The sequence below is a fragment of the Rhodococcus yunnanensis NBRC 103083 genome (assembly GCF_001895005.1).
GTDB lineage: Bacteria > Actinomycetota > Actinomycetes > Mycobacteriales > Mycobacteriaceae > Rhodococcoides > Rhodococcoides yunnanense.
The window spans coordinates 105,931-119,097 of sequence record NZ_BCXH01000005.1; the positions used below are offsets into that span (position 1 = coordinate 105,931).

Consider the following 13,167-nt stretch of genomic DNA (forward strand, 5'->3'; position numbering starts at 1 on the left):
GGGCGGATGCATGAGCATGAAATCACCCCCCGATTCGAACCATCCCTCCGAGGCACCCCATGCACCTGACACTCGTTCCGCCGCTGCCCACACCCGTGGTCGCCCAGAAATCACCCGTACCGATCGGTAGGAGCACGCGCGCCCCCGATCTGGACTGGGTCCGCCGAGCACTCGGGTGGTGTGATCTGCTCTCCCGCGAGAACTCACTCAGCGGGCCCGACCAGATGGTGGTCGCCTTCGCGATCGAATGGGCACCCTACGGCGGCGCCGACGCCGAAAGCGTCTTCGTCAAATTCGGCGTCCAGCGCAACAGATTCCTGCACATGCTGCAGGCCGCGATGCAGCCCCGGTCCACCGAGCCGCACCGATACCACCGCATCAAATCCGACCTGTGCCGCGACATCATCGCCGCCTGGCAGCCGTCCCTGCGTCCGCGTAAGTCGCGGGCCTGAGCGTTGGTTTGTCGGTGTGGGCGGCGACCTGGTGTCCGCTTGAATGGCGCACCGGTGTCCGCTTGAATGGCCCACCGTAGCTATCTGATCGTATGAATGGCGCATTCAAGCGGTGGCTGGGGTGGGCGGTGCGTGGGTGTCGGCGTGCTGGTGTCCGCTGCTGTCCGCTGGTGTCCGCTTGAATGGCGCACCGTAGCTATCTGATCGTATGAATGGCGCATTCAAGCGGTGGTGGTGTGGACGGTGCGTGGGTGGCGCGCTGATGCTGTCCGCTGGTGTCCGCTTGAATGGCGCACCGTAGCTATCTGATCGTATGAATGGCGCATTCAAGCGGTGGTTGGGGTGGACGGTGCGTGGGTGGCGCGCTACTCACTCGCATGGTCCGCCAACCAGGCCGCAACCTGTGTCCGCGAGGTGAATCCGAGTTTCGCCAGGATATGTTCCACGTGCCCCTGCGCGGTACGGGGTGAAATGACGAGCCGTTCGGCGATCGCCTGATTGGTCAGACCCTCGGTGATCAGGTCCGCGACTTGCCGCTCACGCTTGGTCAGACGCGCCGACCCGTGCGGCTCGCGGTTCGGCGTGTCGGACGCACTCTCGCGCAGTGCGTAGGAGATGGCCGCGTCCATGTCGAATTGCTGACCTCGGCGGTAGGACGCGTCGAACGCTTTGGTGCCGAGATCTTCCTTTGCGGCCTGCTCGCACTCGTCCTGAAAGTGGCTCAGCCTGGGATGAATGACCGGGGAACTGCCGAAGGAGCGCGCTACCCCGTCCGCCGCTCCCAACAGCACTGCCGCACGCGATGTCTCCTGTTCGACGACGATCCACGCCAGCGCAGCAAGGCTCGATGTCGCGACGCGGGGATTGCCCAACTGTCGCGTCAGTTCCAGCGCCTGTTCGAGGAGCCCGACCGCGCGTTCGGAATTTCCCTGCCGCCAGACATCGATCGACATCGCCCACAGTGACCGCGAGCGATACATCTTTTCGTCGTACTTCTCGGTGAGTGCGAGGACGCGCTCGTGACATTCGATCGCCTTGTCCAGCCGGCCGTTCAATCCATGGGCCAATCCCTGCAAATGCATCGCACTCGTCTCGAATGCTCTTTTCCCTTGCGCTCTGAACTCCGTGATCGCGGACTCGAAGTACTCGGGCGCCTTCGCGATGTCACCGCTGTGCAGTGCAACCGTGCCGTCGGCGTTGGCGATCAAGGCATGCATCATCGGGTCGTCGGAATCCGCCGTCAGGGCATGCGCTTCCTCGACGAGGGCGACGCCGGCGAGGTGATCGCCCTGGACGTTGGCCATGGCAGCGGCGCAGCACAGTGCGGTGACCCACTCGAGGGAAGGCGGGCCGCTCTTGTGGACGAGCAGTCGCGACAGCCAATGCCGAGCATCGGTGTACAGACCTTGTGAGAGCCCGAACCAGTACAGATCCGTCACGATGCGCATGCCACACGCAAGATCACCCTCGGCGATGCAGAACGCGAGCGCCTCGCGAAAGTTCGGTCGTTCCCGCTTCAGCCGGACGATCCAGTCCAGTTGGCGTGGGCCGATCCAGTCTTCCTCCGCTTCGTGTGCGAGTTTCTCGTACCAGTCCCGGTGGCTGCGACGTATGAGCGCGGTTTCGCCCGCCTCGTCCAATTTTTCGAAACCGTACTGACGGATGGTTTCGAGCATCCGGAACCGCACCACCGAACCCGTCCGCTCCCGGATCAGGATCGACTTCTCGGCGAGGGAGGTGAGGGTGTCCAGTAACTCGTCGCGGGTCAGGCCGATGCCGCACACCTCCTCGGCAGCGTCGAGCTCGAACGTCGCGGCGAACACCGACAGTCGACCCCACACCGATTGCTCCGGGGGAGTGCACAGCTCGTAGCTCCAGTCGATACACAAGCGCAGCGTTTGTTGCCGGCTCGGCGCATCCCGGCTGCCACGCGTCAGGAGTGCGTACCGGTCGGTGAGCCGGGCGAGGATCTGCTCCGGCGACATCACCCGCAGCCGAGCCGCCGCCAACTCGATCGGCAGCGGCAAACCGTCGAGCCGGTTGCAGATCCCGGTCACCGCATCGGAGTTCTCCTCCGTCAGGGTGAACCCGGGAGCCGCAGCGGCAGCACGCTCGATGAACAGCGTCACCGCGTCGTACTTGGGCACCGATCGCAGCGACTGCCGAATCTCCGGATCGGGAACCGTCAACGGCGGGACGCGGAGCACGGCCTCACCGGCGATGGCGAGAGCTTCACGGCTGGTGGCCAGTATTCGCAGCCCCGGACAGACCCGCAGCAGCGTCTCGCTCAGCTTCGCGACGCTGGTCACCACGTGTTCGCAATTGTCGAGGACGAGCAGCAGCTCCCTCGGGGCGAGGAACTCGATCAGTACCTCTCGCAGCGGCCGCAGCGACTGATCCCGCAACCCGACGGCAGCGCTGACCGCGTCGATCAACGACGACGTGTCTCGCAGCTCCGCCAACTCGACCAGTCGCGCACCGCCCGTGTACTCACGCTGCACCGCCGTCGCGACCCGCACCGCCAGACGCGTCTTGCCGACGCCGCCGATCCCGGTCAACGTCACCATCCGCGAACTCGACAGCATGTTCTTCGCCGCAGTGAGTTCCTGCCGACGGCCGACGAAACTCGTCATCTCGAGCGGAAGGTTTCCGGTGGCGACACCGAGTCCGGATACGGACGCCAACCGCCTGCTCCGAAACGTCGGGTGCCCGAACGTAGTCCGGTCGTCCGCCGCGTCGTCGCCGGCCTCCACACGCAGGGACATGTCGTCGCCGGTCAGGCCATGGTCCTGTTGTAGCTGCCGTAGCTCGTCACCGAATTCTGCGGCAGTGCTCGGACGGTCCTCCGGTTCCCGCGACATCGCACGCGAAATCACGGCCGATGCGTCGTCGGGAATTCCGTGAATACGTAAGTCGGGCACTGATTGCTGAGTGATACGAAGGAACTGGGCGACGACTTGTTCCCCGCTGCGCCGCTCGAACGCAGCGTGCCCGGTGAGGGCGCTGAACACGGTTGCGCCGAGGCTGTAGACGTCGGACACCGGGGTCGGCGGGTTGCCGGCGAGCACCTCGGGCGCGGTGTACGCGGGCGAGCCGGTGACAGCGCCGCTGGTTGTCTGGAAGCCGCCGGTGATGTGCGCGATGCCGAAATCCGCCAACTCCGGCTCGCCGTAATCGGTGAGCAGGATGTTGGCGGGCTTGATGTCTCGATGAAGGATGCCGAGTCGGTGCGACGTCTCGACCGCACCCGCGATCTTCACCCCGATCCGTAGCGCCTCGTCGAAAGGCAGCGGACCGTCGCGGCGGATCAGCGTATCGACCGAATCCTTCTGGTGATACGGCATCACGATGAACGGGCGACCGGTTCCCGTCTCGCCGACCTGCAGAATGCTGACGATGTTCGGGTGGCCGGTCAGCCGACCCATCGCCCGCTGCTCCCGGAAGAAGCGGGCCCGGTTCTCCTCGTCGAGTTCGACGGTCAGAATCTTGACCGCGACGGTACGAGAAAGCTCTTCCTGGACGCACCGATACACCACACCGAACCCGCCGTGGCCTATCTCCTCAGCACTGGCGAAGCCGAGACCCTCCAACTCGGCCGCTGGTGACGGACATCGTTGCGTGTCACGTGGATCGTCTGGACACATCGGACGGCTGCTCACTCCGTCGGCGTGTAGTTCCCCACGTCGGTCCCGGCGGCACGACCGGCGCGGATGCGGCGCGGGCCAACGCCGCTGCGCCGTAGTTCCATGGTAGGCCTCGGGCGGCTCCGATGCCCGTGCCCCCCCGTTACGCAAATGCACGTGCGTTTGCGGGAAGGGTGGGGTTTTCCTGGGCGGCTTCGACGCCCGTGCCCCCGGTTACGCAAATGCACGTGCGTTTGCGTGGGTGGTGGGGTTTTCCTGGGTGGCTTCGACGCCCGTGCCCCCGGTTGCGCAAATGCACGTGCGTTTGCGTGGGTGGTGGGGTTTTTCGTGGGCTACTACGCAAATGCACGTGCGTTTGTGGGAGGGGTGGGGTTTTTCCTGGGCGGCTCCTACACGGGCACCGGGTCGGCCGACTCGTCGTCCTCGGTGACGCGATCCTTGGACAGCATGAAGTATGCGGCGACGAGTGCGCAGGCGAATGCGATTGCAGCAGCATAGAATCCGACGGCGATGGCGTCGGCCGCGCTGTCGATCACCTGCTGGGCAGGGTTCTGGGCCGCATGAGCGGCGGTCGTTCCGTGGTGTTCACGCGAGAGTACGATCGCGCCGATGATCGCGACTCCGAGTGTGCCGCCCAGCTGACGGACGGTCTGGACTATGCCCGAGGCCTGCGCTCGCGCCGACGCGTCGACCCTGCCGAGAGCATCGGTGTTGACCGGGGAGAAGACCAATCCGAGGCCGAAGCCGGTGATGATCATGCCGGGGATCTGCTGTGGGTAGGACAGTGCGTGCAGCGTCGTCGCCCACACCGCAACACCAACGGTGGAGATGAGCAGCCCCGCCAGAACGGGCCCTCGAACGCCGGCTCGGTCGTACCAGCGTCCGGCGATCTGCGCCCCGGCCGCGATGGGGAGAATCAACGGCAATGCGGCGATACCTGCTTGCATCGGGCTGTAATTCAACAGGTCCTGAACGTAGAGGGTCGAGTACAGCACGATCGCGAGAAGCCCGAACTGGCTCGCGAACAACACGACGATGTTTCCGCTGAACGCCCGCTGCAAGAACAGTTTCACGTCGACGAGGGGATCGGAGGAACGAACCTGGCTGATGACGAACACGGTGGTGATCGCGATCCCGGCGGCAAGGAGTCCGAGAGTTTTGGCCGAGCCCCACGTCCACTGACTCGACTGCTGCACCGCGTACACCGTCAGTGCGATGCCGACGATCATGAGCACCGCCGAGATCGGCCGAATGGTGATGGATTTCTGGCGGGTGTTGTCGGGCCGTGCGAACGCGACCAGTGCCAGCGCTGCCAGACCGACCGGCACGTTCAGCCAGAACACCGCCCGCCAGCTGACCCATTCGGTGAGCGCTCCGCCGAGCAGCGGGCCGACGGCGAGGAATATCTGGCTGACCCCGACGTAGATTCCCATCGCCTTGCCCCGCACCGACAGCGGAAATGCAGCCATGACGACCGTCGCGCTGACCGGCATCATCAACGCCGCACCGATGCCCTGAACAGACCTCGCCGCGATGATCCATTCCTGGCCGATGGACCCCGATGGTGCAAAACCGCACAGCGCAGAGGCAATGAAAAAGATGACGACGCCGACGCGGAACGCGGTGACCGGACCGATCTTGGCACCCAGCTTCCCGCCGAGAGCGACCATCGCCGCCATGGCGAGGACATAGGCGTTGACGACCCACTGCTGTCCCGACGCCGACAGCGGAAGGTCCCGGGTCATCGTCGGCAGAGCCACGGTCACAACGGTCTGGTCGAGCATGATCATGGACAGGCTGCCGGTCATGGCGATGAGCGTCAGCCAACTCTTCCGGGTCGGTGAGCGTGTGTCGGGACTGGACATCAATGCCTCGCTTCAAGTGTCGACGGTGTGCTCATGTAGTTCAGTCGAGGATGCCCACGAATTGCTCACAAGATCAGGGTGATCTTTGTGCGCATCTCAGCGCCCGATGACGGGTACCAGTAGGCGAGAGCGATGTGCGTCGCCCCAGTGCAGGGTGCATCGTCCGCTCCGGCGGGCCGCGTACTTGGCCGGCATCGCGCCGGTCAGCGGGTTGGTCGGCCACATCCAACGACCTGCGACGACGAGACGCAGCTGCTCCCCGGCCCGGAACAACGTCGCCGACGGCCCGAGCGGAATGTCGACCTGCACGATCTCGCCCGCAGTCAGCGGCTCACGCCGATCGTAGGTCGGGACCGGTGCGAAGAGCGTCGATGCACCCTCGTCGAGGTGACGCACCGACGCGCGCATCCAGCCCGTCGCGACTCGGTCACGGCCGAAGCCGTACGACCCCTCGAACGGCACGTACCGCGAGCCCTGCCACTTCTCGACTCCGACGAACAAGTCGACGTCGTCCGCGTCCTCGACCGAGACGAACAGCCGCAGCGCTGTCGGGCCGGTCAGCTCGGTGTCCTCGTCGAAGGTGTAGCCGAGTTTGACGCCGTCCTTCTTCGGATCGAACGTGATCGAGCCCGATGACGACGCAGGTAGCGTCGACAGCCCGTCGTCGGTGAGAAAGAGGGAGGTCCAGATGGTGTTCGCCGGCGGCCACTGCGACTCGTCGCGAACCTCGACGATCCGGTCGCGGCTTTCGCGAACCTCCAAACGCACTGTCGGCAACACAGGTTGGGATGCGTCGTTCTTCAGATGCCGTGCAAGAAAAGATGTTTGGGATCGTTGCGCCTCGGCAGAGTAGAAGGTCGCCCACTTTCCGCCGCGGTGCGTATAGACATGCGGTTCGGACGAGGTGATGGATTCGAAGGCACGAAACGACCCGCGACTGTGCAGGTTGTTGTCGGAGAAGCTGCCGCAGATGAGGGCTGGCACATCGATGGCCTTCAGATCGGGGACCAGAGACTGCCAGAAGTCGTCGCGCAGGGGGTGTTCGGTGTTCTTGGTGCCGATGTCGAAGGCGAGTCGGTTGTTCTTGACGCCCTTCGACCACATCTTCACGAATCCCGTTTCCTGAATTCCGCCGGGACGGAACAGTTCTCGGTACGCGTCGGTGAAGCCCTCCCACGGGACGATCGCCCCCAGGTGCGGCGGCTTCAGAGCGGCGGCCTTCCACTGTGAGATCGCGAGATACGAGACGCCGATCATACCGACCGCGCCTGTGCTCCAGGGCTGTTGGGCGGCCCACTCGATGAGGTCGTGGACGTCCTCGCCTTCCTGATCGGCGAACGGGGAGCCGACGCCCTCCGACGTCCCGCATCCACGAAGATCCGCGTTGACGACGACGTAACCCTCGGCGGTCCAGAATGCGGGGTCCGGAGCCTCCCATCCGGTGAGCGACGAGAACCGGATCGGTCCGCTCTGGCGAAGAACCTTGTACTGGAACGGAAGTGCATATCCGCGTCCGGAACGCTTACGTGCCGGGAGATTGTCCTTGCCGTACGGGTGCGCACACAGCAGCACAGGGAACGGGCCGTCGCCTGTTGGCCGGTACACGTTCGCTCGCAACACGGTTCCGTCGCGGGTGACGATCTCGGCGTCGTTCTCGATGACGATCGATCCCGGTGCGGGCTCGAACACCTCGACCGGCGGGCGGGCGATACCGCGCAGGCGGGTGAGGGCATAGGCGGCCGCACCTGGGCGGCTCCAGGGCCGGTCGTGGGCGGGCGCGTGCGCCGGTGTTCGGCTGGCCATGGACAGCTCCTGTTCTGGACTGGGTGTTCCCGCAAACGCACGTGCGTTTGCGTGGGTGGTGGGGGTTTGGGCTGGGTGTTCCCGCAAATGCATGTGCGTTTGTGTGGGTGGTGGGGCTGGACCTGGCCGTGTACGCAAATGCACGTGCGTTTGTATAGGTGGTGGGGGTTTGCCTGGGTGTTCCCGCAAATGCACGTGCGTTTGTGTGGGTGGTGGGGCTTGGGCCTGGGTGTTCCCGCAAATGCACGTGCGTTTGCGTAAGGGGGCGGGGGCGGGAGAGGAGGCGGGGTTAGGGGGCTCCGAGCCACGACCCGTGCAGGCCGGCGGGTACGCGGATGGGCAGTTCGACGGTGGCGAGGGGGCCGTCCGCGGGATTGTCGGCGTCGAGGAGGTAGAACCGCGAGCGGAGGTCGACCGGATCGGTCCCGATTGCTCCCCAGTAGTCGTGCTCGGCGCCGGGGATGTAGATCGGTTCGCCGATCGCGACGCCCGGTGTCCACGCGACATCCGTGCCTGCGCGCAGGTCGTGGAACCACAGGCTGTCCAGATCCCCCGAGTCGGATTCGGCTTTGCCGACGGTCGCGATCCGGTCGTGTTGCTCGGTCAGCAACCGGTCGTCGACGCGGGGGAACTCGAGGCCGGAACGTTCCCCGATCCGAGTACGCGTGATCGCACCGGAGACCGGATTGCATGTGGCCCTTGTCAATGCCGAAGTATTCGGCGTCGCCGAGTGCGCGAACCCGCCCGGATAGACATGTTCGACGTAATCGACGGTGACCGTCCCGTCGGGGTTGTCGAATGCGTTGGCGAAGTGCCACACCCAGAAGGGCTCGGTGTCGATCCAGCGCACCGCGGATCCGTCGCGCGGAATCAGCGCGATGCGTGTGCCTCGCTCGGGTTCCCACGACAGCAGCGATCCGCCTCGCATGACCGCAGCGAAATCGAAGACCAGCGGATTCGCGAAGAGCACCACGTACTTCTTGGTCAACGCCATGTCGTGAATCATCAGCGGAGCATCGAGCCCGGTCACCGGCGTCGGCGTGCGCAGTGCCGTGCCGACGGCGCCGACGACGGACCACGTCAGATACGGCGCCTCGAGTGAATAGGTGAACAGCACCAGTTCACCGGTACGCGGGTCGGTCTTCGGGTGAGCGGTACTGCCGACGAGCATCGCCCCGTCGCAGTCCTCGGTGCCGAGCGTCGCCAGCGAAATCGGGTCGATGCGGTACGGCTTGTCGGACTCCTGCATCGCCATCAGCCGACCCGCATGCTCGACGATGTTGATGTCGGGGAGCGCCCGCGTCGTATTGGCAAGCGTGTCGCCGACGACCGATGCAGGCGGGGTGTATCCATCGGTCAGACCGGACCAGATGACCTCGCCGCGTTGCTCTTCCAGCTCCACCATCGGAGTTCGGACGAAGCGATTGCTGTACGACGCGCGGCCGCCTGCAAGGGTGATGCGGTGCAGCATCCCGTCGCCGTCGAGGGGATAGACGAACGAACCGATGGGATCGAAACGCGGGTTGGGACCGTTGCGCAGATAACTGCCTGCCAGGTCGTCGGGAATCTCGCCGGTGACCTCGAGATCTGCGACGTCGACCTCGTCGCGCTGCGGGGCGTACACCCCCGTCAGGTGCGGGTTGCGCGAGAGATCGACGGGTTGGGGACGGTGTGGATCGGTCGTCACGGTCATGCGCTCTCCCTCGAGTTCTGGACGGCGTCGCGGCTCGCCCTGTCAGGATAAGTGTTGGTGAGGTGAATCATGGCCGCAATCAACAGGATCGGGACGGCCCAGTTGAGGAAGAAATCGAGCAGATACGGGCTGTCGGTGCCGGAGGCGTGCGCGTCGAGAGCAGTCACGAGCACCGCCGACACTCCCATGACAGTGATGGCGACGCCCCACGATGCCGACAGAACGAAATTGATCCGCCGGAACAACGGGGACGACCAGTACTCCTCGGGGGTGGATCGTTTTGCGTACTCGGCTGTGAACGGGCGCACGGATGCGGTCGCGAGCAGAACAAGACCGAGTACGACGCCGACGAGCGGGCGACCCCAGTCGAACAACCACTGGTCGACGCCTTGATCGCCGATGAAGCCGACGACCGCGATCAGCGTGAACAGGACCAACGAGTAGATGTCCATCTGGGTGGGGCTGCCCGTTCGTCGACCTCGGATCACGAAGACGAGTCCGATGAACGCGGCCAGGAGTGCGCTCCACGCGACGCCGTCGGCAGCCGTTCGCTGAGCGACGAGGGTGAACGCGATCCACGGGATGAAGCCGGTGAAGATCGCCAACGGGTTGAGATTCTTTGCAGCGGTCTCGGACACGAAAGTTTCTTCCTTCTGAGGGGGTGATTCAGCGAATGATGTTGTGGGGAACCAGATCACCGATGTTGAGCGGCGGCAGCACGCGCACACCGACCATGATGGCGTCGCAGATCAGCGCGGTCGGAGCGCCGGTGGTACACACGTAGTTGTCGAGCTTGTCCCAGTTATCGCAGAACCCTTCGAAACAGAAGGTGAGGCCGTCGCGGCTCTCACTCCACGGCGGCCCGCTTGGCTTCTGGTTGTCCACCGGGTCGGCGGACGCGATGGCGGTCGACCCGATCAGCGCGGTCGCTGCGAAGGCTCCGGTCACCAGGACGCGTGCAACTGTCTTGTACATGGACGTTCTCCGTTCGGTAGGTGAGGTATCCGGTGTTCCTGGATGATCTTGCGCCCGGACCCGCGTCGAAACATCGGTAATGACACGCAGATTTTTCTGCCCAACCGGTGAATGTGCGCACCCGAGGCGGAACCGGCAGTGATGGACAGGCGGCCGTGGCAGGAAAACATACGTCGTCACACCGATGTTGTTGCGCGCTGAAACTTCGATAGTGGAACTCGACAAGCAGACCACTAGAAAGGGCTCAGCAGATGAACGCGAAGATGATGTTGCTCGGATTGGCGCCGTGGGCGCTGTTCTCCGTGCTCACCGAAAGGCTCGGTGCCGGAGCTGTCGGCGTGGCCGCGCTGGTGGCATGTGCAGGCTCGCTCGCGCTGGCTGTCACCGCTGCGCGAAGCAAGGGCGGACTCAAGATCATCGACGTCGCAGGCGTCGCCACCTTCGGAATCATCGCTGCGGTCGCATTCGTCGGAGGCCAAGGCGTCGACGACGCCCTGGCAGACTTCGGGCGCGGAGGTGCGACGTTCGTGCTCGCTGCCGTCATGGCGATCTCCGTGGTGACCATCCCGTTCACCGAGCAGTACGCCCGAGACAGCGTCGACCCCAGATACTGGGGCAGCCCGGTCTTCCGTGCCAAGAACAAGACGCTCAGCGGTCTGTGGGCAGGAGTCGTCTTCGTGATGGCGATCTGCCACCTCGTTGCCGGCGTATTGGCCTCCGAGGCAGACCTTTCCGGGGCCCACCCGGGCAACCTCGTGTTGAACTGGATCATCCCGATCGCCCTGATCGTGTGGGCCGTCAAGCGAACCCAAGCGGTTGCAGCCGACCATCCTGTCGCTCAGGAGGTCGGCCGGTGAACCTCGCACGAGCACTCGTCGTGGCTGCGTCGGCAGCAGCACTGCTCGGACTGACCGCGTGCACGGAGACGGTTGTCGACGAGACCCCCGCTACTACGTCGACCACGACTGCAGCCGTATCCACCTCGGAGGCATCCGACGGCTCCGGGGCAGGCGGTTCCGGTGGTTCGGGTGGTTCGGGTGGTGGTGGGGTCGTGACGACGCTGCCCTCGATCGTTCCGCCGACGACCGTCCCACCGACAACGGTGCCGCCGACATCGCCGCCGCCGACTCTGCACCCGACCGACGGAATACTTACGCCCACACTGCACCCGACGGACGGTATTCTTCCGACGGATCCGCACCCGACCAACGGCATCCTGCCGACCAACTGATCCCCTTACCGAGCAAGGCACCGAACGCCATGACAGGTCTACTCAGTTCTTCCACCCGATGGGCGACGATCGTCTCGATCGCCCTCACGGGCGTGTTCATCGGGGCGGGCAGCGCGGTCGCCCAGCCTGCCGCGGACATCCCCGTGCCCTCGGCCGATCCGTTCTACGACTACACCGACTCGCTCGACGGCAGCGCACCCGGCGCGGTTCTGCGGACCAGGCCCATGGCGTACGGCAGCCCGAACCTTCAGACGCCGATCACCAGCACTCAGGTTCTCTATCGCACCACCGATCAGCAGGACGAGGCCGTGACCACGGTCGCGACCGTGCTGCGGCCACTGATCCCCGGGCCGACGAAGCTGATCTCGTTCCACACCGCGTACGACGGCCTCGGCGCGGAATGCGATCCGTCGTACACCCTCAGCGGGCATGGAAACAGCAACACCGCGGCGATCGAGCAAGCCGTCATCACCGGTTACATGGCGGCCGGTTACACCGTCGTCGTCCCCGACTACGAGGGTGAAAGCCTCGAATGGACCATCGGGCGCCAATCCGCGTACGCCGCACTCGACGGCATCCGAGCGGCCGAAGCCGTGCTGGCGCTGCCGTCGTCGACGCCCGTCGGGTTGATCGGATACTCGGGTGGTTCGGTCCCGACGCAATGGGGTGCGGAACTGGCGCCGGTCTATGCGCCGGAATTGAACATCGTCGGCGCGGCTGCGGGTGGTCTGCCGGTCGACCTGGCTCACAACCTTCCGTACGTCAGTGGGTCGACGGATTGGGCAGGCGTCATTCCGGCGTTGATCGTCGCCTACCAGCGGGCGTACGGCATCGACACCGACGCGTTCCTGTCGGACAAGGGCAAGCAGATCGTGGGCGACGTCGAATCGAACTGCATCAACGCGTTCGCCTCGAAGTACCCCGGGCTGACCGACACCGAGATGCTCGCACCGCCGTACACCTCGTTGCTCCAGGTGCCGGAGGTCGTGGCCGCGATCGACGACAACATCATGGGCTCGGTGGGCACCCCGGTTGTGCCGCTGCTTCTGGGCGTCGGCGATTCGGACGGCACCGGTGATTCGGTGATGGTCACTGCCGACGTCGAAGGCCTCGCACGGGACTACTGCGACCGCGGCGTCGCCGTCACCTACGCCCAGTACACCGGGCAGAACCACAGCAAGGCGTTCGTACCGTTCCAGGCACAGGCCGCGCAGTTCCTCACCGACCGCTTCAACGGCGTTGCGCCGACCGACAACTGCGCGGTCGTCGGGCCGGGGAACGAGCTCACGCCGACGCCTCTGCCGGTGGGCTGAGGCAGGTGTAACCGCAGGCACGCGATCGACCCCACTCCCATTTCCTGCGCAAACGCACGTGCGTTTGCGTAGGGGGTGGGGTGGGGCCTGGGGTTTCGCTGGTCCTGTGCGCAAATGCACGTGCGTTTGCGTAGGGGGTGGGGTGAGGCCTGGGGTTTTGCTCGTCCTGTGCGCAAATGCACGTGCGTTTG

At 65.0% G+C, this 13,167-nt stretch carries 10 protein-coding genes; 4 read left to right on the top strand and 6 right to left on the bottom strand.

Translation table 11 applies throughout. The features are described 5' to 3' along the window. Positions 1–59: 59 nt before the first annotated feature. Positions 60–452, top strand: a complete 393-nt coding sequence (locus RY1_RS10595) for a hypothetical protein (RefSeq protein WP_084727326.1) — start codon at positions 60–62, stop codon at positions 450–452. A 365-nt stretch (positions 453–817) separates the two neighbouring features. On the opposite strand, the gene RY1_RS10600 is transcribed toward RY1_RS10595, so the two are convergent. From RY1_RS10600 to RY1_RS10625, 6 genes are all read right to left on the bottom strand, one after another. Further along, the gene (locus RY1_RS10600; RefSeq protein WP_072803521.1) at positions 818–4,096 is read right to left on the bottom strand and encodes a protein kinase domain-containing protein; all 3,279 of its coding nucleotides are present in this window, start codon (positions 4,094–4,096) and stop codon (positions 818–820) included. Between the two features lie 389 nt (positions 4,097–4,485). Continuing rightward, complete coding sequence (locus RY1_RS10605; protein WP_072803522.1) at positions 4,486–5,961, bottom strand: MFS transporter; 1,476 nt, start codon at positions 5,959–5,961, stop codon at positions 4,486–4,488. Positions 5,962–6,057: 96 nt separating this feature from the next. Next, positions 6,058–7,764 (bottom strand): CocE/NonD family hydrolase, encoded by a 1,707-nt coding sequence (locus RY1_RS10610; RefSeq protein ID WP_072803523.1) that lies wholly within the window; start codon positions 7,762–7,764, stop codon positions 6,058–6,060. Positions 7,765–8,053: 289 nt separating this feature from the next. Next, positions 8,054–9,457 (bottom strand): carotenoid oxygenase family protein, encoded by a 1,404-nt coding sequence (locus RY1_RS10615; RefSeq protein WP_072803524.1) that lies wholly within the window; start codon positions 9,455–9,457, stop codon positions 8,054–8,056. Further along, entirely contained in the window at positions 9,454–10,095 is a 642-nt protein-coding gene (locus RY1_RS10620; protein WP_072803525.1) for a hypothetical protein, read from the bottom strand. The genes RY1_RS10615 and RY1_RS10620 overlap by 4 nt, the downstream gene beginning before the upstream one ends. A 28-nt stretch (positions 10,096–10,123) precedes the next feature. Beyond that, on the bottom strand, positions 10,124–10,432 hold the full coding sequence (locus RY1_RS10625; RefSeq protein WP_072803526.1) for a hypothetical protein: 309 nt from the start codon (positions 10,430–10,432) through the stop codon (positions 10,124–10,126). 251 nt (positions 10,433–10,683) lie between these two features. On the opposite strand from RY1_RS10625, the gene RY1_RS10630 reads away from it, so the two are divergent. Genes RY1_RS10630 through RY1_RS10640 form a run of 3 tightly spaced genes read left to right on the top strand, consistent with a single transcriptional unit; the run spans position 10,684 to position 12,976 of the window. Beyond that, positions 10,684–11,289, top strand: coding sequence for a hypothetical protein (locus RY1_RS10630; protein ID WP_072803527.1), 606 nt, complete (start codon positions 10,684–10,686; stop codon positions 11,287–11,289). Then, positions 11,286–11,663 carry a hypothetical protein gene (locus tag RY1_RS10635; protein WP_072803528.1) on the top strand — a complete coding sequence of 126 codons (378 nt, stop codon included), beginning with the start codon at positions 11,286–11,288 and terminating at the stop codon, positions 11,661–11,663. Before RY1_RS10630 ends, RY1_RS10635 begins: the two co-directional genes overlap by 4 nt. A 29-nt stretch (positions 11,664–11,692) precedes the next feature. Next, positions 11,693–12,976 (top strand): lipase family protein, encoded by a 1,284-nt coding sequence (locus RY1_RS10640; protein ID WP_084727327.1) that lies wholly within the window; start codon positions 11,693–11,695, stop codon positions 12,974–12,976. Positions 12,977–13,167: the final 191 nt, after the last annotated feature.

Bases quoted from the DNA above. Each gene is read 5' to 3' on its own strand.
- RY1_RS10595 (WP_084727326.1), top strand. From the start codon at position 60: ATGCACCTGACACTCGTTCCGCCGCTGCCCACACCCGTGGTCGCCCAG.
- RY1_RS10600 (WP_072803521.1), bottom strand. From the start codon at position 4,096: ATGTGTCCAGACGATCCACGTGACACGCAACGATGTCCGTCACCAGCG.
- RY1_RS10605 (WP_072803522.1), bottom strand. From the start codon at position 5,961: ATGTCCAGTCCCGACACACGCTCACCGACCCGGAAGAGTTGGCTGACG.
- RY1_RS10610 (WP_072803523.1), bottom strand. From the start codon at position 7,764: ATGGCCAGCCGAACACCGGCGCACGCGCCCGCCCACGACCGGCCCTGG.
- RY1_RS10615 (WP_072803524.1), bottom strand. From the start codon at position 9,457: ATGACCGTGACGACCGATCCACACCGTCCCCAACCCGTCGATCTCTCG.
- RY1_RS10625 (WP_072803526.1), bottom strand. From the start codon at position 10,432: ATGTACAAGACAGTTGCACGCGTCCTGGTGACCGGAGCCTTCGCAGCG.
- RY1_RS10630 (WP_072803527.1), top strand. From the start codon at position 10,684: ATGAACGCGAAGATGATGTTGCTCGGATTGGCGCCGTGGGCGCTGTTC.
- RY1_RS10640 (WP_084727327.1), top strand. From the start codon at position 11,693: ATGACAGGTCTACTCAGTTCTTCCACCCGATGGGCGACGATCGTCTCG.